The organism is Micromonospora sp. MW-13 (assembly GCF_003434305.1).
In the GTDB taxonomy this organism is placed as follows: Bacteria; Actinomycetota; Actinomycetes; order Mycobacteriales; family Micromonosporaceae; genus Micromonospora.
The window spans coordinates 1-24,770 of the sequence record NZ_QKKX01000047.1; the positions used below are offsets into that span (position 1 = coordinate 1).

Below are 24,770 nucleotides of genomic sequence, written 5' to 3' on the forward strand. Positions count from 1 at the left end.
GGCCGATCATCAGGATCAGCGCGCCGCCGAGCAGTTGGCTCACCCGACGCGAGGGTCTCCGAACAGTCACCGTCACTCCTCGTCGACTACAAAAGGGCGACTGTGATCATGCCGCCCGGGTTGCCGCACCATATAGCGCGACACCCATCTATGTCGAGACCTTGCATGAGACCCGAAGATGACGAAGAATTCCTTCATGTGGCGGATGTCGGGACGACATCACCGCGAAATGGTCCGAGGTCCCCGACGATGCGGTCCACGGTGACCGGCTCGTCGCTGCCGTCGGCGCGCCGCACGACCACGGTCACCCGGCCGTCGTCGGGGTGAGGGCGTGCACGGTGAAGCCGGTGAGCAGCCGGATCCGGCCGGCGTCGACGTGCGCGCGCAGCCGCGAGCCGAGCGCGCCGCGCGCCGGCAGGGCGTCGGCGTCCCCGCCGCCGTAGGTGCGCGCCGGCGAGGCGGTGGACGGCTGCCCTGCCTGGGGCTGGGTTGGTCAGGTGATGGCGGGGCTGCGCCGTTCGAGCAGCACGACGTCGCGCCATCGACCGTGGTGGCGGCCGACGCGTTCGCGGGTGCCGATGATTCGGAAGCCGGCGCGCTGGTGCAGGGCGAGGCTGGCGGTGTTCTCGGGAAAGACACCGGACTGGATGGTCCAGATGCCGGCGACCTCGGTGGAGGCGATCACCGCGTCGAGGAGCAGCCGGCCGGTGCCTCGGCCGCGCGCGGCGGGGTCGAGGTAGACGGAGTGCTCCACCACGCCGGCGTAGACGGCGCGCGTCGAGGTGGGCGAGACGGCGATCCAGCCGAGGACGAGGTCGTGGCCGTCGACGGCCACGAAGCGGTGCGCGGGCAGCTTTGCGGCGTCGAACGCCGCCCAGGTTGGTGCGCTGGTCTCGAAGCTGGCGTGCCCGTGGTCGAGGCCCGCCTGGTAAATGGCGAGGACCCGTTCGGCGTCGTCGGCCGCCATGGGGCGGATGGTGATACCGGCCATCAGCAGGCTCCGTTCAGGTGGGGGCGGGTCGGCCCATGCCGACGTCGGCGGCCGAGGGGAACCGGCCGAGGCAGGCGTCGTTGATGCGGTAGTGCCGGGCCGTGCCGACCGAGTCGACGGCCGGCCGGTGCGGTGCGGCCGGCTCCCGACGGTCGGGCTCGGGGCGCTCGGATCAATGCGCGGGTGCGTGGCGGGTGCGGTGCCGACGTACCGCGTCGCGGTTGGCGCATCGGGGCGAGCAGTAGCGCTGCCGGCCGGTCCGGGACAGGTCGGCGTAGATCGTCCGGCATTCGTCCAGGGCGCACCGGCCCAGCCGGTCCATTCCCCGGCCGGTCAGGTGCAGGGCGGTGCCGACGCTGATCAGAGCGCGGAGCACGGCCGAGAGGGACACCCCGTCGTCCCGGTAGTGCAGGTGCCAGCGCCCGTCCGCGTGGTTGGTCAGCCGGGGGTACGTCGAGGCGCCGGCAAGCATCCGGTTGAGCAGCGCGGCCCGCTCGTCCGCCGATGTGGCGTCGACGATCTCGGACCACTGCTCGACCAGCCGGAGGGTGACGGTGAGGTCGTCGTCGCGTACCGGCATGTCGATCACCACCCCGGCCGCCTGGCATCGACGGGCCAGTTCCGCCGCCGAACCGGGTGGGTCGTTGGCGAGGTCGACGGCGAGTCGTACCGGGTCTGCCCCGTAAGGGTTGAGATGCATAATGCCATTACAGCAGGCTGTGGGCATGAGCGACAGCGACGGGCACGTCTGGCAGACCAGGTCCCGGCACCGGACGAGCGAGGGGACCCTGTACTACCAGTCCTGCCACTGCGGACTGTGGCGGATCTGCGCCGGCCCGGCGGCCGGAATCCCGGTGTGGACCCGGCGGGCCCGGTCGTCCGCCGGAGGGCCGGAGATCATCCCGTCACGGGTGAGCCCTTCGGGGAGGGGTCGGCTGCCGTCGCCGTCGGAGGACCGGGCCGGCCCTCGGCGGCCTTGGTCCGGATGAACGGGCCTGGGTTGCGCCATTTGAGAACGCGCTGTCACATGCGGTGGTGGGAAACGTCAGCTTTCACGTACCTGGCCCTGGACGTGCCGGGCTGCCTCCGTGCCCTGGTGCCGTAGCGCGGATGCGCTTTCGCCCGCTTCCGACTGCACCGATTGCACGGCTTGTTGCGCTGGCTGCCGGAGATTGTCCTGCACCTGGTGGGCTACCTGGCCGGCCTGCTGCTTGATCTGCCCGGAGTGCTGCATCGCCTTTTGTTTCGCCTGAAGGGCTAGCTTTTGCTCGGTTCGGCTGGGTGAGATGAGTGACGAGGCGAGCAGCCCGACGCCAAAAGCGATCAAGCCTGCGGCGAGCGGGTTGCCCTCAGTCCGGTCCCGCGTCATCTGCGGCACTGCCTGAGCCTGGTGGGCGGCGGACGAGGCGGCGTGCGAAGCCCGGTCCGCGACACCGGAGACAGCGCCGGATGCCTGGTGGGCAGTGCCGGCCAGGCGGTGACGGGCCTCGACGGCTGATCCGCCGCTGTCATGACGGGCCTGGCTGGCGGTACCCATCACCCTGTCCTTGATCCGGCCGAAGCGGCCCCGAGCCCGGCCGATCCGTTCGGTCGCCATCCGTCGCGGACTGGCCTTGTAGGTCAGCGCGTCCACGTCGGTGCTCAGTTCCATCCTGGTGGTTTCGATCTCCTGGCGGATCTGTTCGGGATCGTTCGACATGACGTCTCCTCTCGCCTCGGTTCAGCGGCCACGAAGGGCGTTTGGTATCTCCCGGGCGGTCTGTTGCGTCCGTGGAAGCGGGCGCAACTGCCGCATCTGCTTACGCGCCCGAGCGACGAGGACGGCTCCGATCACCGCCCAAATCGCGCCGACGATCAGGGCGGCCCAGCCCTGGTCCATGATGTTGGACAGGCCCCACCACAGCGCGCTCGACAGGAAGAACAGGGTCAGCAGGCCGGCGATCGCCGCCACGGCGAACATGCCGGCGACATTGCCGGCTGTCTTCGCCTCCTGGCGAACTTCGGCCTTCGCCAGTTGCACCTCCTGTCGCACCAGGGTGGAGAAGTCCCGGGTGACCTCGCTGAGCAGGTCGCCGATCGAGGCGTGGGACCGCTCGGCGGTGGCGCTGGCACTGGGCGGCCTGGAGTCGCTCACCGGGTCACCTCGCCGTCCGGGACACGGGCCGTCCCCGTGGCTTGGTCGAGCACCGGCCCAGGATGTGTGGGCGGCGCCTCAGCCGGCATGCCGGGGAGTCGACCGCCCGGTTCGGGCCGGCGGTCCTCCCCTTGGACACCTTCCTCGGGGCCGGCAGCGGCGACGTTGCGGGTCAGCCGGCCTACCAGCAGGCCAGCCACGACGGCGCCGGCGAGGAATGCGCCAGGGCGCTGGCGCGCGTAGTCGCGCACCTCGTTGACGAGATCGCCTGGCTCCCGTCCTTCCAGCCATCCGGCGGCCTGCTCGGCAGCACCCGAGGCGCGCCGCACGACCTCGCTGGCCACACCGTCGTGGCCGCTGTTGCTGGCCATCGACTGTAGTTCCGCGCTGAGGGAGCGCAGGCCGTCGGCAGCACGTTTCTGTTGCGCCTCCGCCTGTTGCCGCAACTGCTCGGAGGCTTCAGCGGCCAGATTCCGCGCCTGCCGGCCGGTCTCGCTCGCGACCTGCTTGCCCTGCCCGGCGGCCGAATGGGCCAACTGTCCGCCAGCCTGTGTCGCTTCGTGACCAATCTTCGTGGCCTGTTCCCGCACCTGTTGCTGCTTGCCCCCGGCGCTGGGCGGCGAACCCGAACTACTCCGCGTCGTCATCCGATCCCCCTTCTGAAATCCCTGCCCGAAGGGCAGGTACCGCGCATACCCAACCTTGCTGAGGGCATGCAGCGCGAAGGGCGGCCTGGTGGCCTCGACGATTAGGGCCTGTCCTGTGAATCCTGCGGCGCGCTCAGGATCCGCGCGATCAGGGCAGGCAGTACCTGTGCCAGGCGGGATGGTTGGGGGGGCCTGGTCACCAGCGAGAGCATGACCTTCCTCGGCACCGGGGAGGGCAGCAGGCGGTCGGTGGGGTCGTCCCACCAGCGGGCCGCGAGGTCGGGAACCACGGCCGGGACCTTGCGGTGCCGGGCGATGCGCAGGGTGGCCTCGATCGTGGGGCCCGGCTGCGGGAGCGCGCCGAGCCCGGACAAACCTGCGTGCAAGTGCTCGCCGGCCAGGTCAATCGAGGAGTACATCACTTCCCTTCCCGCCAACGCCTTCTTCCCGGCGGCCAGGGGTGTGGTGTCTGCGGGCAGAACCAGGACCAGCGGGGAGGCCCCGAGCCCGGTGGCCTGGAGGCCGTGGGGCAGGACGGCCTGGTCTGCGATCGTGACGATCGCCGCGTCCAGCAGACCCTGGTGGACCCGGCCGATCAGGGTGGGGCCGTGATCGACTTCGGCCTGGAGCGTCACGCCTGCGAGTTCGATCTGGGCGGCGGTGAACACGATCGGGGCCAGCGCCTGGATCGTGCCCAGGCTCAACGACGGGGCCTGCGTCGCGGCGGCAATCTGGGCTGGGAGGGCGTCGAGGTCGGCCAGCAGGCGTGCGGCCTGCCGGGCTAGCTCCCGCCCGGCCGGGGTCGGGCGGGCCCCGGTCGTGTCCCGCTCGAACAACCTGGTCCCCAGGCGGCGTTCCAGCGCGGCCAGTCGGCGCGAGGCCGAGGGCTGGGTGGTTAGCAGTTCCTTGGCCGCGGCCCCGACCGACCCGTGCCGGGACACGGCCTCGGCCAGCACCAGGTCCTCGGTCTTCAGGTGGGATCTCATGCCTCCAGTGTATGAGCCAGATGCGCGAAGAGATCTTTACCCGGCCGGAGGAGGGCGGTCGAGGATCGGTGCGTGCGTAGAGGACTGCTGCTACTGACCGTGATCACGTTCGTGACCTGGATCGGGACGAGGATGACCGCCGTCGCCCTGCCCCTGGTCGCACTGGAGGAGACCGGGCATGCCTGGACCACGGGGCTGGTCGGCGGCATGGCCGGGCTGCCCCTGCTGACGGTGGGCTGGTGGGGCAAGGGGCTGCGTGACCGTCTCACCGGTGGGAGAGCCCTGGCGGTAGTGACGGGCGTGAACGCTGCCGGGCTCGCCGTCGTCCCCGTGGCCTCCTTGATGGGTCAGGTCGGGGCGGTCGCGCTGTGCGTCTCGGGCCTGGTGACCGGGGTCGCGGGCGCGCTGCTGGGCCCTGCCGAACGATCCCTGGTCTCCGACCTCGCCGACGAACACGTTGCCCGCGGCGGCAGGACCGGACCAGCGAGGTGGTTGGCCTGGCAGGACCTGGCCCACCGGGTCTCGATGATCTTCGCTCCGCCCGCCGGGGCCTGGGCCGTGACCATGTTGGGCGCGGGTTCCCTGCTGTGGTGCGAGACCGCCGTGGTCGCCCTGGCCGCGATCGCCTTCCTGGCCGTCCCCGCCCGCAGAACGACACACCACGAAGACCAGGGCGGCGTTCAGGGAGAGGCCACGCCGGGACGGCCAGTCTCTGCTCTGGCGGTGCTACGTTCCCGCCCGCAGGTCGCCGCCGGCGTGCTCATGGCTGGGGTCGGCGGGGTGTGCTGGTTCGGGTTCAGCCTGGGCCTGGCCGTACTCGGGGTCGAGCACGACATGCCCGGCGCACTCATCGCTGCGGGCATGAGCGGGTACGGGGCCGCATCCGTGGCCGCCTCCCTGCTGGTGCCGGTGGTCATCGACCGCCTGCCGCGCATGACGGCGATGCTGGTCTCCTGGGTCGTGCCCGGGGCCGTGTTCGTCGCCCTGCCGCTGGTGGCACCGAGCCTGGCCGGTATCGCGGTCGTGGCCGCAGTGGGCGGAGCCGCGATGCCCTGGGGCATCGCCGCCTTGAACGCTCTGATCAGCGAGCAGACCCACGGCCCCGAACGCCGGGCGGCGTTCACCGCAGAGACAGTCCTGCACTCCGGAGGCACCTCCCTGGGGCTGCTGGCTGGCGGAGCCCTGATCGGTTGGGCAGGATCCGAGGCCGCGCTCCTGACCACCGGGCTCCTCCAGATTGCCGCCGCAATCGGGGGGGCAGGGTGGGCCTGGAAAACCCATCACCAGCAAGCCGTCGAAACGGGTGTTCGCACGGCCGCCTGCTGAGCCACAGGTGGCAAGTCGTGACGACCTCACCGACGAGCAGTGGGCCCAGATCCACCCTCTGATGCCCTCGTCTGCGCGGGGCGGGCAGGGGCGCGACCACCGCCAGGTCATCGACGGGATCCTGTGGCAGCTGCGCACCGGAGCGCCCTGGCGAGACGTCCCAAAGCGGTACGGGCCGTGGAAAACCCTGCACGAGCGACTGCGACGGTGGACCGCGGACGGGACTTGGGACCGGATCCTGGCCCGCGTCCAGACCACGCAGGCCGACGCCGGGCGGATCGAGTGGGTCTTCTCGATCGACTCGACCGTGGTGCGTGCCCACCAGCACGCAGCCGGGGCGCGACACCCTGCAGGTGGGAGCGCCGCCTGGGTCGAGGATCTTGCCCTGCCCGGAGAGGCGCTTGGACGCTCCAGGGGCGGGCTGAGCACGAAGATCCACCTGGCCACCGACGCCCGCGGCCTGCCCATGGTGGTCCTGCTGACCCCAGGCCAGGCCGGTGACAACCCGCAGCTGCTCATCCTGCTGGACCAGGTGCGGGTCAACGCCTTCGGGCCGGGCCGGCCCCGAAAACGCCCCGACTGCGTCCTGGCCGACCGGGCTTACTCCAGCCCTTCTACCCGCCACGCCCTGCGGGCCCGAGGGATCAGGTTCGTCAGTCCGGAGAAGAAGGACCACGCCGCCCACCGCCGCCGTCGTGGCTCCCGGGGCGGTCGTCCGCCCGCGTTCGACGCGGAGGTCTACAAGGGCAGGAACGTGGTCGAGCGGTGCTTCAACCGTCTCAAGCAGTTCCGGGGCCTGGCCACGCGGTATGCGAAGCGGGCCGCCGGTCACTGGTCGTCATCGCCGCGATCGCGTTGTGGCTGCGCTGATTCACAGGACAGGCCCTAGCCGACCGAGCCTTCGCCGGCCGGCGACACCCAGACTTGAGGGGATCGAAGACGGCCCGGAGCCCGCTGTCGAGCACCGGGAGATGTGATGACATCGGATCAAGGCCCACAGACACATCCCGGCGCCTGCGCCCAAGCGTCCGGGTCTCTGGCCAAGGAGACCCGCGTCTCGGACCAAGGCGGGACGGTGCGGCGTACTCGCTGCCCCGTGCGCTTCGGGCGCCCAGACCCGTATCGGGTGGCCCACATGTATACCAGTCCGTCGATTAGCTGCATGGCCTCGGCGGCCGAGTCCGACAATCAGGACTATGCAGGCACGTTGGATCCGGGGAGTAGTCATGACACGTAAGAGGGCCTCCACCGTTCGGCAAGCTCTCATCCTTGCCTTCGCGGCCGGGGCGCTGACCGGAGCGGCGAGTACGCTGACCCTTCGGCGACGCCGGCCCGACAGCGGCATCCCGGCGGAAGATGCCCGCGGCCCGCTCATGACGAGTGGTGTCGGCGGTCCGGTGGGCGAGACCACTCTTCCGCCCCTCGGGGCACGGTTCGACGCACCCCCACAGGGCTCGGTCACCATGCCGGCGGCCAAGAGGGCCATCTGATTCGGGTAGTGGCTGATCGCGGTGCGGGCGTGCGGCGGCGTGGATATCGGTCGGACTTTGTCGGATGAGCGCTGAGCGGGCTGCCCGGTTCGGTTGGCTCCTGACCTGAGCGGATGTGTTCTTCGCAGGAAGGACGTGCGGGCGCATCTGACGACGATCGGTGGCGTCCTGGACGAGGTTGCACGCTCGGTCGCGGCAGCGCCACAGCAACCCTGACCGCAAGAGCTCATCGCCGCGCTGGGACCGAGGAGGTGTGACCGTCACTGCCGCCGGGTGGCGCTCTGGCGCAGTCGTTAGGGTCTTTCTGCGCCGGCTTCCTCGGTGAGGCCGGCAGTGGTGAGGCCCAGGTGCAGCCGCTCGCCGATATCCGCGTTGGACAGACCGATGCCGAGCAGTCTCAGCACGTCGCGTTCGCCCACGGTCAGCGGCCTGGCCACTCGGCTGTCAGTGGCACTCACGTCAGTTCGGCGATCACTGCGCGGACCATTCGGCGGCCGTGCTCGGCCATCCGTGGAAAGGTATGCCGGTAGTAGTCGATGCCGGTCAGCGACGGTGCGAGGGCCCAGCCGCAGGCGCGGCGCCAGGTAGCGTCGTCGTACTCGATTGCCTCCCGGTAGGCATCCCGGGCCGCGCCGGTGAAGGTCCATAGCGCCGGAGCCACGTCCGGCGCCGGGTCGCCGACACCGAGTGCGCCGAAGTCGATGACCGCGGTCAGCCGGCCGCAGTCGGTGATCAGGTTGCCCGGCTGCAGGTCACCGTGGATCCAGACGGGGTCCCGGTGCCAGTCAGGAGCAGCCAGGCAGGCGTCCCAGGCCGCCTCGGCCGCGGTCACGTCGAAGCCGTCGTCATGCTCGGCGAGCCGGGGCAGCACACGGCGGACGGCTTCATCGGCGTGGAGCAGGGCGGACCCGCGGGAACCCGGTGGTTTGGCCGGACCTCCGGCCGGATCCACCCCGTGCAGGGCGCGAACGAAGGCTGCCACATCGCGGGCCAGGGGTACGTCGTCGCAGCCAAGCCTGGGAGGCGTGCTCCCCGCGAACCACGGCACCACGGTCCACCGCCACGGGTACCCCGCGCCCGGCTCGCCCACGTGAAGCGGGACTGGAATCCGCACAGGAAGGTGGGGCACCAGCAGGGGCAGCCACCGCGCATCAGAATCGGCCTGGTCGACCGCCCAGGCAATCTTGGGCATCCGGGCGACGAGTTCGTTGCCGATCCGAAAGAGCACGTGGTCGGTGCCCTCCAGCTCGTCGGGTAGGGGCGTCACGGGCAGGTCGGCCCACCGCGGGCACTGGGCCGCCATCAGGCGGCGCACCTGCCCGACGGTGGCTCGGATCTCGTCGTCATGGATGGGCACGGCTGGCACGGTAAGGCGGTCAGGCGGTGTGCCGCCAACCGATTAGTGCTCCAGTCGTACCCGCCTGATCTGGTGTTGTGGCAGCTCATCGGCATGGGACGTGCCGCGACTCGGTGGTCTCACCCTCGACGCGGACCCGGCCGCCCGGGGTCTGCTCCACCGGTTGGGCGGCCGGGTCCGCGTCGAAGGGGTGCGGGTTGAGCCGAAAGAAAACCTGATTCATTCCAGAAGAGTGGACTATATTCAACACGTGGCGTCCGACTTCGAGACTCAGCTTCGGGCGGTCTCGTTGCGCGTGACCCGACCCCGGTTGGCGGTGCTCGCAGCGCTGCGCGACCATCCGCACGTCGACACCGACACGGTGATCGCGCTGGTACGGGCGGATCAGCCCACGGTCTCCCACCAGGCGGTGTACGACGTGCTGCGGGCGCTCACCGACGCCGGTCTGGTGCGGCGCATCCAGCCTGCCGGTGCGACCGCCCGGTACGAGTCCCGGGTGGGGGACAACCACCACCACGTCGTGTGCCGCTCCTGCGGCGCGATCGCCGACGTCGAGTGCGCTGTCGGCCGTGCTCCCTGTCTCACCGCCTCGAACGACCACGGCTTCACGGTCGACGAGGCGGAGGTCGTCTACTGGGGCACCTGCCCCGACTGTTCGACCGAACGCACCTCCCAGTGATCCGCCAGTAGTTCGGAAGGAAACAGATGAGCGACACCCAGGACAACGCCCCCTCAAGCGCGCAGGGCGTGGACAACAAGGCGGCGGCCGGCTGCCCGGTCGCGCACGACTCCGTGACCGCGCACGGCAGCGAGAGCGAGAACCCGGCGATCGACTCGCCGACGCCGAGGACCGGAGGCCGCCCGCGCACCAACCGGGACTGGTGGCCCAACCAGCTCGACCTCTCGGTGTTGCATGCGCACTCGTCGAAGGGCAACCCGCTGGGGGAGAACTTCAGCTATGCCAAGGAGTTCGCCAAGCTCGACGTCGAGGCCCTCAAGCAGGACATCACCGAGGCCCTCACCACCTCGCAGGACTGGTGGCCGGCTGACTTCGGCCACTACGGCGGCCTGATGATCCGGATGAGCTGGCACGCGGCGGGCACCTACCGCATCGAGGACGGTCGCGGCGGCGCCGGCGACGGCGGTCAGCGGTTCGCCCCGCTCAACAGTTGGCCGGACAACGCCAACCTCGACAAGGCCCGCCGGCTGCTGTGGCCGGTCAAGCAGAAGTACGGCCAGCAGGTCTCGTGGGCCGACCTGCTCGTGTTCGCCGGCAACGTCGCCCTGGAGTCGATGGGCTTCAAGACCTTCGGCTTCGGCTTCGGCCGGGAGGACGTCTGGGAGCCCGAGGAGATCTTCTGGGGTCCGGAGGACACCTGGCTCGGTGACGAGCGCTACGCCTCCGAGAAGGAGATGGTGGCCGGCGTCGGGGCGACCGAGATGGGCCTCATCTACGTCAACCCGGAGGGCCCCCGCGGCAACGCGGATCCGGCCGCGTCGGCGTACTTCATCCGCGAGACCTTCGCCCGGATGGCGATGAACGACGAGGAGACCGTAGCCCTCATCGCCGGTGGCCACACCTTCGGCAAGACCCACGGCGCCGGCGTCGCCGACGACCACGTGGGCCTCGAGCCCGAGGCCGCCCCGCTGGAGGCGCAGGGCCTGGGCTGGCTGAGCACGTACGGCAGCGGCAAGGGCGGGGACACGATCACCAGCGGTCTCGAGGTGACGTGGACCGACCGGCCGACGCAGTGGAGCAACCGCTTCTTCGAAATCCTCTTCGGCTACGAGTGGGAACTCACCACGAGCCCCGGCGGCGCGAAGCAGTGGGTCGCCAAGGATGCCGAGGCGATCATCCCGGACGCCCACGACCCGTCGAAGAAGCACAAGCCGACGATGCTCACGACCGACCTGGCGCTGCGCGTCGACCCGACGTACGAGAAGATCTCGCGCCGCTTCCTGGAGAATCCCGACGAGTTCGCCCTCGCGTTCGCCAAGGCCTGGTACAAGCTGCTGCACCGCGACATGGGCCCGGTCGACCGTTTCCTCGGACCGTGGGTCCCGGAGCCCCAGCTGTGGCAGGACCCGGTGCCGGCCGTCGACCACGCGCTCGTGGGTGACGCCGACGTCGCCGCCCTCAAGGCGACGGTCTTGAACTCCGGCATCCCGACCGCCCAACTGGTCGCCACCGCCTGGGCCTCAGCCGCCAGCTACCGGTCCACCGACAAGCGCGGCGGCGCCAACGGCGCGCGGATCCGTCTCGAGCCGCAGCGCAGCTGGGAGGTCAACCAGCCCGAGCAGCTCGCGACGGTCCTGGAGACCCTCGAGGGCATCCGGCGGGAGTTCAACTCCGCCGGCGGCGCGAAGATCTCGCTCGCCGACCTGATCGTGCTGGCCGGCTCGGCCGCCGTCGAGAAGGCGGCGCGCGACGCCGGCGTCGAGGTGACCGTGCCGTTCCGTCCGGGCCGCACCGACGCCACTGCCGAGCAGACCGACGTCGAGTCCTTCCGGGTCCTCGAGCCGCGCGCCGACGGGTTCCGCAACTACCTGCGTCCCGGCGAGAAGACCCAGCCGGAGGTGCTGCTCCTCGACCGTGCCTACATGCTCAACCTGACCGCGCCCGAGATGACCGTCCTCGTCGGCGGCCTGCGCTCCCTCGAGGCAAACGTCGGCGGCACGCGGCACGGCGTCCTCACCGACCGGCCCGGCGTGCTCACCAACGACTTCTTCACCAACCTGCTCTCCCCGGGCACCCGGTGGAAGGCGTCGGAGTCCGACGAGCACGTGTACGAGATCCGGGACCTGGCCACCGATGAGGTGAGGTGGACCGCCACCGCGGTCGACCTCATCTTCGGCTCCAACTCCCAGCTACGGGCCCTCGCGGAGGTCTACGCCAGCCAGGACGCGCGCGACAAGTTCGTGGCCGACTTCGTCGCAGCCTGGACCAAGGTCATGGAACTCGACCGGTTCGACCTCGCCTGACCCGGCACCACCCGACGAGCCCCGGTCGATCCACCATCGATCGACCGGGGCTCGTTCGCCATTGGATCGGCGGTCGCCCAATACCAACGCCTGGTCCGCTTCGCAAAAGGCCGCCATCACCCGACCGGGTTCCGGGACAAGTTCTCAGATATTCGACGGAGCCTCTCGTATTAGCGTGGGTTTGCGCGCCAGATGAAAGGCGAGAGCCTTCGAAGACTGGCGTAACCCGATCGAGAGGACACGGACCATGCGCGACCTTTCTCGTCGCGACCTGCTCAGGGCGACGGCGGCCGTTGGCGCCGGGGCGGTCGTTCTCCCGGGCATCATGGCCGGGGGCACCCCGGGGCTTGCGGCCGACGGCCCGGATCTGTCCTCCAGCGCGAAGTGCCCGCCGGCGAAGCTGACCGGCCGCATCGTCCGTCCCCAGAACCCCGAGTACGCGAGTGCGAGCCTCGGCTGGGACGAGCTCTTCGTTCACTATCCGCTGGTCATCGTCTTCGCCCAGGAGACCCAGGACGTGGTCAACGCCCTCACGTGGGCGCGGCAGAACAACGTCGCGCTGCGGGTGCGCAGCGGTCGTCACAGCCTCGAGGGCTGGTCGAACGTGGACAACGGCATCGTGATCGACGTCAGCGAGCTGAAGTCGGCCCAGATCGACACAGCCGCTCGCACCGCCACAGTCGGCGCCGGGCTCAACCAGTTGGAGGCGGTGACCACGCTCGGGAAGCAGGATCTCGCGGTAACGACGGGAACGGAGGGAAGCGTGGGCCTGTCCGGTGCGACCCTCGGCGGCGGCCTCGGCTTCCTCACCCGCTACCTCGGCATGGCCTGCGACAACCTGATAGGGGCGGAGATCGTCGTCGCGTCGGGTGCCGACGGCGCGAAGGCGATCGAGGTAGACCCGTGGAATCACTCGGACCTGCTCTGGGCGCTGCGCGGAGCGGGAAACGGCAACTTCGGGATCGTCACCTCACTCACCTACAAGGTGGCCTCGCTGAAGAGCGTCGCCTACCTGCAAGCAACATGGGACGGCCTCGACGACCTGTACGGGGTCTTCGACACCTGGCAGCGCACCGCACCGTTCGCCGACAACCGCCTCGGAACCCAACTCGAGATCCACAAATCCCAGATCCTGCTGTTCGGGGTTCTCGCGGAAGGATCGGAGGCAGAGGCACGGGAGTTGCTGGGGCCGGTCCTGTCGGTCGGCAACCCCGAGGTCACGGTGCAGACCGGGGGCTGGGGCGACACCTATGCCGGATTCCAGATTCCGACCGAGGACGAGCCCGCGAACTGGAAGTTCTTCTCCCAGTTCACCAACGAGCCGTTCCCGAAGAAGGCGATCAGCGTGATCCGCGCATTCATGGAAGACGCCCCCTCGGATGACAGCAATTTCTTCACCCAGGCATTCGGCACGGGAGCCCAATCGAGCGAACCCTTCGGCGGCGCGGCGTTTCCGCATCGCGACGCGCTCTTCTATTCCGAGCCGGGCGCCGGCTGGGGCACTCGTGGCGAGCCGGACAGCGGCAACGCCATCACCCCGATCGCCCAGGCCTGGATCGCCGAGTTCAGCCAGGCACTGCGGCCCTACGTACACGGCGCCTACGTCAACGTGCCGAACATCGGAATGGCGGAGTGGGAAACCGCCTACTGGGGTCCCAACTTCGACCGGCTCCGCAGGATCAAGGCGAAGTACGACCCCCACAACGTCTTCCAGTACGAGCAGAGCATTCCGCCCGCAGCACGCTGACCTGCGCAGCAGCCCGCGCAGGCCGGCGGCGGTGCATGCCAGCCGGCCGACATCCTTCGAGGAGGGTGCCACGGACCCGGCCGTCGAGGCGCCGGTCAGTGGCCGGCCATGGGCTGCGCCGCCGGTCATCGGCCGGCCAGGCCGTACCGAGGGGTTGCCCGCCGCGCCCGCGCAGCGGACACCCCCCCGGTCGGGTGTCCGGTCAGGAAGTCGAGCGGCCGTGCCGAGCCGCTCGAACAGCCGGTCGACGACGATGACCCGCTCGGCACCGAGGAGCTACGCGGAGCGGGCGACCAGGTGGCCAACCCGGCTTCCCCAGCCCGCTACCGCCTCACCGTCCCTGAGCCCGCAGAAGTCCCGCCGCCCTAGAAGCTACTGACCAGCTTGACGAACGCGTCGTCGATCTTCGCCGGGTCGCGGGCGTCGAACGCCTTGCCCGCGGACGCTTTGGCGATCCGGTCGAGAGTCGCGAAATCGGACTGCTCGTCGAAGGCGATGCAGAAGATCTTGACCGGCCGATCCGGATCCAGCGCGACATCCTGAAGCAGCTTGGCGAGCTTGTTGTCCTTGTTGTACTCGTTCTTGCCGTCGGTCAGTACGACCAACGCGTTGATCCGGGACTGGTCATAGTGGTCGAGCATGTGACGGTGTGCCGCCCGTACGGTGGCGTACAACGCGGTGCCGCCTTCGACATGGAGGTTGTTGATCTTGTTGATCAGGGTCTTCTGGTTGAACGCCGACAGTCGGACCTCTTCGCTGTAGGGCGATTTCGGCCGCTGCGGCGTCTCGGAGGAGAACGACCAGAGCCCGACCTGGTCCTCGGAGTTCAACAGGCCGAAGCCCTTGGCGGCTGCCGTGGTCGCCACCTGGAACCTGCTCCGGTCACCGATCTTGGCGTTCATGGAACCGGACGTGTCGACGGCGACGAGGATGTTCGCCTTCTTGCGCAGCGTGCCCCAGCCGTTGAGGATCGCCTTGACCACGGTCGGTTCCGGCGGGTCGAAGTAGGTGAGATCCGGGACTGCCCCGCGCCCGCCGACGGAGGCGACCAGCGGGCCGGACGCGTTTCGCTCGTGGTCGCGGAACCCGAGCCGGCTGAAGCTGCGCTGTTGAGGCGAATCCTGAAGGAACGCCAGAAAGTCGGCAGCGGCGTCACGCTGCTCCGGGCTGGCCGAGGGGAGGACCACGTACGGGTGGTCAAGGTTGAACGTTCCCTCCTTCGGATACACCGCGACCAGCGGGACCCTGGGCTTCTCGCCCGGGGTCGGACTCAGCTTCCCCTCGTTGTACTGGTAGACCAGCTCCTCCTGCGTCACGATCGCGCTCATGTCGGTCGGGGCCTGCGCGCCGTCGCCGGACAGGTCCGCCTCGGCGAGGTTCTTCAGCAGGTCCACCACGTCGTCGCTGTAGTGGGACACGTTGGCCTCGATGCGGCGGACGAACTGGGTCACCCGCGGATTCGCCAGGTCGCTCTCGGTGAGGTCGCTGGCCCGGTTGATGGCCGCGTAGTACGTGGCGATGATGGCAGCCAGCCCGGAGGTGGACAGGTTCGGGTTGACCTTGCCGAATGCGAACCGTCCCCACTCGGGGCGACCGAAGGTGGCCCAGCCCGCCCGCCCGGACGAGCCCAGGATCTCACCCCAGCCGAGCTGACCCTGCTGTCGGAGCAGCTCGCCCTTCGGCTGCGGCATGGCGATGACCAGCGGGCTGTTCGCGATCGACGGGTACGGCCCGGAGGTCTGCGGTGGGCGCCCGGCGGCCTCGTCCAGCAACTTCAACTGCCCGGTCCACAGGGTCGACGTCGGCATCCACACCTGCGGTTGTGGAATGTTGGGCTGCTTGACGGCCCAATCGCCGGCCAGCGCGTCCGTCGCCGCACCGGAGGTGAGGCCGTGGACGGTCACGGTGGCGCAGCGGTCGCCGAACCGCCGATTGCTCCTGTTGTATCGCTCGGCCAGCTCACCAAGCAGCACGTCCTTCTCCACCGACGAGCTGACCTCCAGCGGTGTGCACCCGACGTCCGCCGCCGGCCGGACGATCAGGTAGGCCCCCGCGACGACCGCGACTCCGGCCACGATGGCTGTGGCGTACGGCACCCACGGCGGGGCAGTCGATCGACCTGAAACCATTGGTCCTCCATGTGTCGGCTGACGGTGACGACATCAGCCATAGTGCAGCACCGTGCCGGTGCAACTCGACTCGCTGGAACAATGCCACGAGCCTGACGGCCTGCCCGCTGGGCGGGCCAGAGACCTGGACGAGCACCTCGATTTGCTCGCTGCGCTGCGTCGACTGGCGGGTAGCAGACCCTCGTCGCGTCCGGTCTGCACCCCGCCCTTGACCTGCGCTTATTCAGCCGGACATGCCAGGTGGTGCCAACCGTGACACCTCTGCTGAGCCAACATGGCTTGTGCCTGTGCCATCGGTGTGCCAAACTGGCACCATGGACTTGACCTCGTACGTGAGCAACCTCGGGCGTGAGTTCGCCACGCTTGCCGAAGCCGGCGGAGAGGAGGCGCGTGCGCTGGTCGAGCGCCTGACCGGGTCGCTCGAGTCGGCGATCCGGATGACGCTGCTGGACGCGCTGTCGGCCGCCGCCGACGAGATCACCCGGGACCTGGCTCCGGGTTCGGTGGAACTGCGCCTGCGTGGACGCGATCCGAGCTTCGTCGTGACCTCGCCACCCGCCGAGCCGCTCGAACTCGCGGCCGGGAGCACCGCGGCTACGGTCGACGGCGCGCCGGACAGCGATCTGCTGATCGCCGAGGACGGCCCCGCCGCGCGGATCAACGTACGCCTGCCCGAGCAGCTCAAGGCCGCGGTCGAGGAGGCCGCGGCCAAGGAGGGCCGCTCGGTCAATGCCTGGCTGGTCCGGGCGGCGGCAGCCGCCTTGCAGCGGTCCGATCGCGAGCAGCGGCCCGAGCCACGCGGCAGCGCGAAACGGGCCAGGCAGGGCTTCACCGGCTGGGTGCGCTAGCCGCACCGCACGCTTTCCTCACACCACGTCCCCGGCCTGCGGGGACGGCTCACCCACCCATGATGCGGGGACAACCATGCCAAATTTCGAGACGCCCGAACCGATTTCCGTCACGCTCGAACTCGGCGTCGTCGGCGACGTGCGGATCGCCGCGAGCGACCGGACCGACACTGTCGTCGAGGTCCGCCCGAGCGACGAAACCGACGAGTCCGACGTGAAGGCCGCTCAGCAGGTCCGTGTCGACTACACCAACGGCACGCTCCGGGTGACCGGTCCGAAGGCGCGCGCTTTCGACTTCTCCCGCAAGACCAGGTCGGTCGACGTGTCCATCGAACTGCCCAGCGGTTCCCAGGTGTCCGCCGAGATGCAGGTGGGCGACGTCCGCTGTGCCGGTCGACTCGGGGAGTGCAGGCTCAAGACCTCCGCCGGGAACTTCTGGCTCGAACGAACCGGCCCGCTGCGCCTGGACACGTCGGCCGGTCACGTCACGGCCGACGGCATCACGGGCAACGCCGAGATCTCCACCGGCTCCGGCAAGGTCCAGATCGGCGAGGTCGAGGGCACCGCGGTGGTCAAGAACTCCAACGGCGAAACCGCGATCGACGCGGTCACCGGCGACCTGCGGGTGCGCGCGGCCAACGGCGACATCCACGTCGAGCGGGCCGGCGCCGGCGTGGACGCCAAGACGTCCAACGGCAGCATCCGCCTCGGCGAGGTGGTCCGCGGCTCGGTCGTCCTCGGGACCGCCATGGGCAACCTGGATGTCGGCATCGCCGCGGGCACCGCCGCCTGGCTGGAGGTGAACACCGCATTCGGGCACGTGCGCAACCTGCTGGAGAACGCCACCCGGCCCGACGAGGCCGACGAGACCGTCGAGGTGCGTGGCCGCACCTCCTACGGCGACATCACCATCCACCGCTCCTGATCCACCTCCGGCTCCGGAAAAGGGAAACCATGACCAGCAAGCAATCCCGGCCCGCGATCGCCGCGACCGGGCTACGGAAGTCGTTCGGCGACCAGGTCGTGCTCGACGGTCTCGATCTGAACGTGCGACAGGGAACGGTCTTCTCGCTGCTCGGCGCGAACGGTGCCGGGAAGACCACCACGGTCAAGATCCTGTCCACTCTGCTCAGTGCCGACGCCGGTGACGTCCAGGTCGCCGGGCACGACCTCGCCCGCGAACCGGACGCGGTGCGCGCCGCGATCGGCGTCACCGGTCAGTTCTCCGCGGTGGACAACCTGCTCACCGGCGAGGAGAACCTGCTGCTGATGGCGGATCTGCACCACCTCCCCCGGGGCGAAGGCCGGCGGCGCGCCGCCCAGCTGCTCGAACAGTTCGACCTGACCGAGGCGGGCAGGAAGCCGGCATCGACCTACTCCGGGGGCATGCGGCGGCGGCTCGACCTGGCGATGACCCTGGTCGGCAGCCCGCGGGTGATCTTCCTCGACGAGCCGACCACCGGACTGGATCCGCGCAGCCGCCGCAACATGTGGCAGATCATCCGGGACCTGGTGGCCAGCGGCGTCACCATCTTCCTGACCACGCAGTACCTGGAGGAAGCCGACGAGCTGGCCGACCGGATCGCGGTCATCGACCACGGCCGGGTGGTCGCCGAGGGAACCGCGGAGGAACTGAAGCGCCGCATCCCCGGTGGACACGTTCGCCTGCGGTTCGCCGACCCGCAGGGCCTCGACGCGGCCATGCGGGTGCTGGAGCAGGCCTCGCCCGACAACGACGCGCTCGCCCTGCGGGTGCCCAGCGATGGCAGCCTGCGCGCGCTGAAGACCCTGATCGGCCGGCTCGACGACCGGGCCATCGAGGTCGACGAACTGTCCGTGCACACCCCCGATCTCGACGACGTCTTCCTCGCCCTCACCGGCAACCCCAGCAACGAGAAGGTGACCACCCGATGAGCACCTCCACCCTCACCGGCCCGGCTCCGGCGAGACTCCGTCTCCATCCGCTACGCGACTCGGCGACGATGCTGCGCCGCAACCTCAAGCGCATGCTGCGGTACCCGTCCATGACCGTGACGCTCGTCGGGATGCCCGTCGTCTTCCTGCTGCTGTTCGTCTACGTGCTCGGCGGCACACTGGGCGCCGGACTCGGCGGGGCGGCGCACGTCGGCGCGGCCGGCGGGCGCGCCGCGTACGCCAACTACGTGGCACCCGCGATCATCCTGATGACCGTGACGGCCACGGTCCAGGGGACCGCGATCTCGATCGCCATGGACATGACCGAAGGCATCATCACCCGGTTTCGCACCATGCACATCGCCCGCGTCTCGGTGCTGACCGGGCATGTCCTGGGCAGCATGATCCAGGCGGTGTTCAGCCTGGCGATCGTGATCGGCGTGGCGCTGCTGGTCGGCTTCCGGCCCACCGCCGGGCTGGGCGGGTGGCTGGCCACGGCCGGTTTCCTGGTGGCGGTGACCTTCGCACTCGTCTGGTTGTCCGTCGCGCTCGGCCAGGTGAGCAAGAGCGTCGAGACCGCGAGCAACCTGCCCATGCCGCTCGTCCTGCTGCCCTTCCTCGGCAGCGGGTTCGTACCCACCGACTCCATGCCGGCCGTTCTGCGCTGGTTCGCCGAGTACCAGCCGTTCACGCCGATCATCGAGACCCTGCGCGGCCTGCTGATGGACAAGCCGATCGGGAACAACGCGTGGATCGGGCTCGCCTGGTGCGCCGCCATCGCGCTGGGCGGATACCTCTGGTCGAAACGTCTGTTCAACCGCGAGTCCTGACCAGGCACCGCCCTTCCCCGACCGCGCCCTGCTCGCGAGACGGCCAGCGCCCTCGCCCGAGCCTCCCACGCTCTCATTTCCCCTGCCGTGCTGGTGTCGCCGTGGCATCCCCATGCCCGAAACCGGCACCGAGGAAGGACACGACGAATGAGCACTACTCAGGACTACCAGGCTGCGGAACTGCTCCTCCGTCGACCCGCCCGACCCGGCGAGTTGGTCGTCGGCGACAAGATCAAGCCGCAGTGGATCGACGGAGGGGCCCGATTCTGGTACGCGGTGAGCAACGGAGCCGGCAGGCGGTTCGTGCTGGTCGACCCGGCGGCGGGCAGCCGCGAGCCGGCCTTCGACCACGCCCGGCTCGCCGTCGCGCTGGCCGCGGCCTCCGGGCAGCAGGTCGACCGTGAGGCGTTGCCGTTCAGGGCCATCGAGCTGGCCGGGAACGCCGTGGAGTTCGACGCGTTCGGCGGGCGTTGGCGCTGCCGCCTGGACAGTTACGCCTGCGAGCGGGCCGAGCTCCCGCCGTCGGGCAACCCGCTGGAGGTGCCGTCACCCGACAAGAAGGTCGCGGTGGCCCTGCGGGGGCACGACCTGTGGGCGCGCTCGCTGTCCGACGGCCGCGAGTGGGCGCTGACCACCGACGGCGAGCCCGCCTACCGGTACGCCTCCAGCCCGGAGTGCCTCGGCAACGGCACCCTGCTGCGCAAGTTCGGCCTGCCGCACCTGCCGCCTGCCGTGGCCTGGTCGCCCGACTCGACGAAGGCGCTGACGCATCGGACCGATGAGCGCGGTGTCCGGCAGACCCACCTCGTGGAGGCCAGGCCCGCCGACGGCGGCGCCTCGGTGCTGCGCACCCAGCGGTACCCGTACCCCGGGGACGAGGCGCTGCCGCGCGCCGAACTGGTGGTCCTCGACATCGCGTCGGGCACGGTGGTCCGCGCGCAGGCGGAGCCGCTGATGATGTCGGCGCTGTCGCCGATCCTGATCAAGTGGGCGTGGTGGGCCCCGGACAGCTCGGCGGTGTACTACCTCAGCACGCCCCGCGACCGGCACACCCTCACCCTGCACCGCCTCGATCCGGCCACCGGCCAGGTCACCACCGTGCTCAGCGAGACCGGGGCCACCCGCGTGGAGCCCAACCAGTGGATGACCGAGCCACCGATCGTGCGGGTGCTGGCCGACGAGGCGCTCTGGTACTCGCAGCGGGACGGCTGGGGCCACCTGTACCGGTACGACCTGCACACCGGCACGCTGCTCGGGCAGGTCACCTCCGGGCAGTGGGCGGTGCGGCAGATCCTGCACGTCGACGAGACCGAGCGGGTGGTGTACTTCATTGCCTCCGGGCTGGTGGACGCCGACCCGTACCGGCGCACGGTGTGCCGGGTCGGCCTGGATGGCTCCGGCTTCGCCAAGGTCACCGACGACGAACGGGACCACGTCGTCACGGTGCCGGACACCATGGAGTACTTCATCGACTCGGCGTCCACCGTCGACACCCCGCCGGTGTCCCGCGTCCGCGACTGGACCGGGCGGGTGCTGGTCGAGCTGGAGCGGGCCGACATCAGCAAGCTCACCGCCACCGGCTGGACTCCGCCGGAACGGTTCCGCGTCAAGGCGGCCGACGCAGTGACGGACATCTACGGTGTGCTGTACCGGCCAAGGGGGTTCGACCCCGCCCGGCGCTACCCGGTGGTGGACAGCGTCTACCCCGGCCCGCACGTCAACCGGGTCGACCCGTGCTTCGACCCCGGCGGGTTCGGCTTCGACGCGGAGGCCATCGCGGCGCTGGGCTTCGTGGTGGTGGCAGTGGACGGGCGCGGCACCCCGGGGCGGAGCAAGGCCTTTCACGACGCCTCCTACGGTCACCTCGCCGACGCGGGATCTCTGGACGACCATGTCGCCGCGCTACGGCAACTGGCCCGGACCCGGCCATGGATGGACCTGGACCGGGTGGGCGCGTTCGGCTTGTCCGGCGGCGGGTTCGCCACCGTGCGGGCGATGCTCGACTTCCCCGAGGTCTACCGGGCCGGCGTCGCCCTCTGCGGCGTCCACGACCACCGCCACTACCAGGCGTCCTATGCGGAGCTGTACGACGGTGCGGACAACCCAGAGGCATGGGCCCGCGCATCCAATGTCGACATCGCGGACCGGCTGACCGGCAAGCTGCTGCTCATCCACGGCGAATCGGACGACAACGTCCACCCGGACCACACGCTGCGGCTGGCCGACCGGCTCATCGCCGCCGACAAGGACTTCGAGCTGCTCATCGTGCCCGGGGCGGAGCACCTGTTCATCGACTGCCTGCACTACGTCCGCAAGCGTAGCTGGGACTTCCTGGTACGCGAGCTGATGGGCGCGCAGCCGCCGGCCTACCGCCCCGCCCCCATCCCCATCGACCCCGAGCTGCTCGGCGAACTCTTCGCCTGAGCGCGACCAGCCCTCGTCGGCCCGGGCCGGCAGAGACTCGGCGATCCGGCGATCCGGCGATCCGGCAGCGTGGGCGGGTGCCGGCCGATCGCGCCGCGACCAGCTCGGCGGCTGGCCGGACCGCGAAAAGCGTATGCAGATTGATCAATGGCTTGTAGTGTGGGCCCGTCGTCTCATACCCCTGGAAGGGAAGTGGGCATGTCCAGGATCACCGTTCGCGCGCTCGGCGCCCTCGGCGCCCTCGGCGTGCTCGCCGCGACCCTCGGCGTCCTGGCGGTCGCCGCGCCTGCTCAGGCGGCGTCCCGCGATGGAATCTGCGACGCCGGGGAGTTCTGTTACTACTACAACAGCGACCACGCGGGGTCGATCTCCGATCACACCGGATCGCTGGCCGACTACGGCTCGACCCAGCCGGACTGCTACGAGTTCAAGGGCGCCGGCAACGGCCAGGGCCTGTGCATCAAGAACAATGCCGCCTCCGTGTGGAACCGCACTGGCAACACGGTGCGGGTCTACTACAACAGCGACTACGACGGCTCCTACGCCCACCAGGACTTCGCGCCGGGCGCCAAGGCGAACCTGAACGCCACGCTCAAGAACAACAACGCCTCCCACCAGCTGATCTCTGCCGGGACGACCTACCCGGCCAAGGACGACTACCCGTACAAGGGTCAGACCACGGGTATCGATCCGTGGAACTTCTACAAGGGGCAGTGCACCAGCTTCGCCGCCTGGGCGCTGCGGAGCCGGGTCGGCGTGGCCTTCCACAACCAGTACGCGGGCCAGGCGCGGTGGGGCAACGCCAAGGAGTGGGTCGCCGCTGCCGGGAACGCCGGCGTGCCGGTCTACAACAGCCCGAAGGCCGGTGACATCGCGGTCCGCCTCGGCGGCACCTACGGTCACGTCGCCTTCGTCACCAGCGTGAATTCGAACGGCTCCTTCGAAATCGACGAGTACAACTACCTCTACGCCGACGCGTACAGTCACCGGACGGTGACGGTGGGAACTGCCAACAGCCAGTTCTCCAAGTTCATCCGCTTCAAGTGACCTGCTGGCCCAACTGAGGCATGCGGGCACGCCGGCCCGGCGGGGTGGGCGTGCCCGCACGGTCGTACGACGAGCCGCCCCGGCCGAAGAGCGAGCTGATGACGCGGCTACGGACGGCGACCACCGCCGACGAGATCGTCGAGGTGCTCTACGAGTTGGGCCGTGGCCGGCGCGGCGGCGCTGACATACCTGGCCGACCATCCCGATCCGCACGTGCGCGACGCTCTCGAAAGCACCCTGCGGGCGTACCGCGGCCCCGGAGCGCGCCGGCTACGCGAGCGGTTACGAATCGGCAGCGCCTCGGTGCCGGATCCGACCCACCACTGAGGTCACCCGAAGCCTGGGGCAACCGTCGACCGGCGCGTTCCGGCCGGCGGTGCCCGACGTCCGGCGACCGCGCCGGCTCCCACCCGCACGGTCCGGGCCACGGCGAAGGGGCGGGACCCGTCCGGGTTCGGTCCGGGGCTCGAACGTGCCGGCCCGGTCCCGGGGGCCACCGGTCCGCGCCGGCCCGCTGGTGTCGGTCGGCACGGTCACAGACCCCACTAGCTCGGCGGGGCGTCCTTGACGAACACGATCCCGTCAATGCTGGCGACGTGGGCCGGGTCCAGCGGGAAGTAGCCGAACCAGGGGGACACGCGGGAGGCGGGCGCCACCTCGCCGAGGACAGCGGCCAGTCGGCGGGCGTCGACGACGTATCGGTCCTCCGGGAGCGCGTACAGGAGCCCTTCGATGGTGTCCGGGGGTGGGGTGTCCACCCCGTGGTGGCGGATCGTGCCGAGGGCCGTGGCGAGGAAGGCGTACCCCTCGCCCAGTTGGGCGCTGACGATCGCCCCGGCGCTCCACCATTGCAGCGGCAGGCCGCCCATCCGCATCCTGCTCTTGTCCCGCTGGAGATGCCCGTTGTGGGCGTACACCAGCGCCGGGCCCTGCTCGGCGATGGCGAACAGGTTGGCGGCCATCATCGAATCCCGCAGCGCGCAGAGCCGCGCCAGGCGGCTCGGTGACCCGTCGGCCATCCAGAAGTGGTATCGCAGCAGCCCGGTGGCGGTACGACCGTACATGCGTGCCCGGTCCCAGTCGTCCGGTGCGGACGCCGCGATCAGGTGTGGCGTCTGCGTGTCGAGCAGGGCCACCAGGTCGTCGGCGAGCAGCCGCAGCTGCCTGGCCTCGGGCGTCTGCCCCACGGACCGGGACGGTTCCATCATCGAGGCGGGGTCGGTCCACCGGTCGTCGGCGCCGAGCAGGCGGTCGAGCGTTTCCGTGGTGCAGGGAAGCAGGTCGGCGTCAACCCGGGCGGTGAGGTAGGCGTGGAGTGCGGTGAGGGCCTGCCGGGGGCTCGCGGCGCCGGTGGTCTCCAGCGGGCCGTCGAAACCGACGAAGCGCAGCCGCTCGGACGCGGGCCGGCCGTCGTTGTACGCGCGCATCCAGCGCACCAGTTCGCGGTTGGCCGCGAAGGCACCCCATCCGTGGCTGAAGCCGCGCTCCATGACCTCGTCGAGGATGCCCGTGCCCGACGTGACGTAGTCGTCCACGACCAGGCCCATCATGCAGTCGCTCTCGATGGCGATCGCCCGGTAGCCCTCCTGCTCGACGAGTTGCCGGAAGAGGTCGTTTCGCAGGTCGAGCAGAACATCCTCGCCGTGGGTCGGCTCACCCAAGGCAAGCAGCCGCGGCCGGGCCGGGAGCAACCCCATGACGGTAGCGGCGTCGACGAGATGGGCGGCGTCTTTGATAGCAGCAGTCATGCCATGAACGGTATCGTTGAACCATCGGTAGAAACTTTTCCGCGACAACAGCAGGCCGGTGAGACGAAACCTTCAAAGTGGCGGACAACTCAGGCCGGTTGACCTGGCCGCGAGGTTTCAGTCGGGGCACCGGATCTGGAGCGGGCCCGACCCGTGTCAGCGGCGGCGGT

General features: G+C 70.0%; 21 protein-coding genes and 1 pseudogene. 11 read left to right on the plus strand and 11 right to left on the minus strand.

The annotated features are described in order from the left end of the window. Positions 1-493: 493 nt before the first annotated feature. The 7 genes and pseudogenes from C5N14_RS22035 to C5N14_RS22070 all read right to left on the minus strand — a co-directional run bounded on the left by C5N14_RS22035 (position 494) and on the right by C5N14_RS22070 (position 4,758). A complete protein-coding gene (locus tag C5N14_RS22035) occupies positions 494-991 on the minus strand; it encodes a GNAT family N-acetyltransferase (protein WP_117670186.1) in 498 nt (165 codons plus the stop codon). Positions 992-1,004: 13 nt separating this feature from the next. Further along, positions 1,005-1,109, minus strand: a pseudogene (locus C5N14_RS33360) (transcriptional regulator); the annotation flags it as partial. A gap of 54 nt (positions 1,110-1,163) precedes the next feature. Continuing rightward, the gene (locus C5N14_RS22045) at positions 1,164-1,691 is read right to left on the minus strand and encodes a CGNR zinc finger domain-containing protein (RefSeq protein ID WP_117670188.1); all 528 of its coding nucleotides are present in this window, start codon (positions 1,689-1,691) and stop codon (positions 1,164-1,166) included. A 345-nt stretch (positions 1,692-2,036) separates the two neighbouring features. Then, entirely contained in the window at positions 2,037-2,690 is a 654-nt protein-coding gene (locus C5N14_RS22055) for a DUF3618 domain-containing protein (protein WP_117670192.1), read from the minus strand. A 21-nt stretch (positions 2,691-2,711) separates the two neighbouring features. Further along, on the minus strand, positions 2,712-3,125 hold the full coding sequence (locus tag C5N14_RS22060) for a phage holin family protein (RefSeq protein WP_117670194.1): 414 nt from the start codon (positions 3,123-3,125) through the stop codon (positions 2,712-2,714). Continuing rightward, the gene (locus C5N14_RS31820) at positions 3,122-3,772 is read right to left on the minus strand and encodes a hypothetical protein (protein WP_128763640.1); all 651 of its coding nucleotides are present in this window, start codon (positions 3,770-3,772) and stop codon (positions 3,122-3,124) included. The genes C5N14_RS22060 and C5N14_RS31820 overlap by 4 nt, the downstream gene beginning before the upstream one ends. Positions 3,773-3,873: 101 nt before the next feature. Further along, complete coding sequence (locus C5N14_RS22070) at positions 3,874-4,758, minus strand: LysR family transcriptional regulator (RefSeq protein WP_117670197.1); 885 nt, start codon at positions 4,756-4,758, stop codon at positions 3,874-3,876. 72 nt (positions 4,759-4,830) lie between these two features. On the opposite strand from C5N14_RS22070, the gene C5N14_RS22075 reads away from it, so the two are divergent. Then, positions 4,831-6,084, plus strand: a complete 1,254-nt coding sequence (locus C5N14_RS22075; protein ID WP_117670199.1) for an MFS transporter — start codon at positions 4,831-4,833, stop codon at positions 6,082-6,084. Positions 6,085-6,145: 61 nt separating this feature from the next. Further along, positions 6,146-6,973 (plus strand): IS5 family transposase, encoded by an 828-nt coding sequence (locus C5N14_RS22080; protein WP_371685887.1) that lies wholly within the window; start codon positions 6,146-6,148, stop codon positions 6,971-6,973. Positions 6,974-7,867: 894 nt separating this feature from the next. Here C5N14_RS22080 and C5N14_RS22085 read toward each other — a convergent pair. Next, positions 7,868-8,011, minus strand: a complete 144-nt coding sequence (locus tag C5N14_RS22085) for a hypothetical protein (RefSeq protein WP_207892841.1) — start codon at positions 8,009-8,011, stop codon at positions 7,868-7,870. A 17-nt stretch (positions 8,012-8,028) separates the two neighbouring features. Continuing rightward, on the minus strand, positions 8,029-8,931 hold the full coding sequence (locus C5N14_RS22090; protein WP_207892828.1) for an aminoglycoside phosphotransferase family protein: 903 nt from the start codon (positions 8,929-8,931) through the stop codon (positions 8,029-8,031). Positions 8,932-9,181: 250 nt separating this feature from the next. On the opposite strand from C5N14_RS22090, the gene C5N14_RS22095 reads away from it, so the two are divergent. From C5N14_RS22095 to C5N14_RS22105, 3 genes are all read left to right on the plus strand, one after another. Beyond that, on the plus strand, positions 9,182-9,610 hold the full coding sequence (locus C5N14_RS22095; protein ID WP_117670201.1) for a Fur family transcriptional regulator: 429 nt from the start codon (positions 9,182-9,184) through the stop codon (positions 9,608-9,610). Positions 9,611-9,636: 26 nt separating this feature from the next. Beyond that, on the plus strand, positions 9,637-11,913 hold the full coding sequence (gene katG / locus C5N14_RS22100; RefSeq protein ID WP_117670204.1) for a catalase/peroxidase HPI: 2,277 nt from the start codon (positions 9,637-9,639) through the stop codon (positions 11,911-11,913). 247 nt (positions 11,914-12,160) lie between these two features. Beyond that, complete coding sequence (locus tag C5N14_RS22105; RefSeq protein ID WP_117670207.1) at positions 12,161-13,660, plus strand: FAD-binding oxidoreductase; 1,500 nt, start codon at positions 12,161-12,163, stop codon at positions 13,658-13,660. A gap of 365 nt (positions 13,661-14,025) precedes the next feature. Here C5N14_RS22105 and C5N14_RS22110 read toward each other — a convergent pair whose 3' ends face one another. Beyond that, positions 14,026-15,789 carry a VWA domain-containing protein gene (locus tag C5N14_RS22110; RefSeq protein ID WP_117670209.1) on the minus strand — a complete coding sequence of 588 codons (1,764 nt, stop codon included), beginning with the start codon at positions 15,787-15,789 and terminating at the stop codon, positions 14,026-14,028. 314 nt (positions 15,790-16,103) lie between these two features. Here C5N14_RS22110 and C5N14_RS22115 point away from each other — a divergent pair, with 314 nt between their 5' ends. From C5N14_RS22115 to C5N14_RS32310, 6 genes are all read left to right on the plus strand, one after another. Continuing rightward, on the plus strand, positions 16,104-16,637 hold the full coding sequence (locus C5N14_RS22115) for a YlcI/YnfO family protein (RefSeq protein WP_117670211.1): 534 nt from the start codon (positions 16,104-16,106) through the stop codon (positions 16,635-16,637). 76 nt (positions 16,638-16,713) lie between these two features. Continuing rightward, on the plus strand, positions 16,714-17,562 hold the full coding sequence (locus C5N14_RS22120; protein WP_117670213.1) for a DUF4097 family beta strand repeat-containing protein: 849 nt from the start codon (positions 16,714-16,716) through the stop codon (positions 17,560-17,562). A gap of 29 nt (positions 17,563-17,591) precedes the next feature. Beyond that, positions 17,592-18,551, plus strand: a complete 960-nt coding sequence (locus tag C5N14_RS22125) for an ATP-binding cassette domain-containing protein (RefSeq protein ID WP_117670215.1) — start codon at positions 17,592-17,594, stop codon at positions 18,549-18,551. Next, positions 18,548-19,381, plus strand: a complete 834-nt coding sequence (locus tag C5N14_RS22130; protein WP_117670216.1) for an ABC transporter permease — start codon at positions 18,548-18,550, stop codon at positions 19,379-19,381. The genes C5N14_RS22125 and C5N14_RS22130 overlap by 4 nt, the downstream gene beginning before the upstream one ends. 147 nt (positions 19,382-19,528) lie before the next feature. After that, complete coding sequence (locus C5N14_RS22135; RefSeq protein ID WP_117670218.1) at positions 19,529-21,805, plus strand: DPP IV N-terminal domain-containing protein; 2,277 nt, start codon at positions 19,529-19,531, stop codon at positions 21,803-21,805. A 198-nt stretch (positions 21,806-22,003) separates the two neighbouring features. Further along, positions 22,004-22,852 carry a CHAP domain-containing protein gene (locus C5N14_RS32310; protein ID WP_165878192.1) on the plus strand — a complete coding sequence of 283 codons (849 nt, stop codon included), beginning with the start codon at positions 22,004-22,006 and terminating at the stop codon, positions 22,850-22,852. Between the two features lie 545 nt (positions 22,853-23,397). Here the strand turns inward: C5N14_RS32310 and C5N14_RS22145 are convergent. Beyond that, positions 23,398-24,600 (minus strand): erythromycin esterase family protein, encoded by a 1,203-nt coding sequence (locus C5N14_RS22145; protein WP_117670220.1) that lies wholly within the window; start codon positions 24,598-24,600, stop codon positions 23,398-23,400. Between the last annotated feature and the right edge of the window lie 170 nt (positions 24,601-24,770).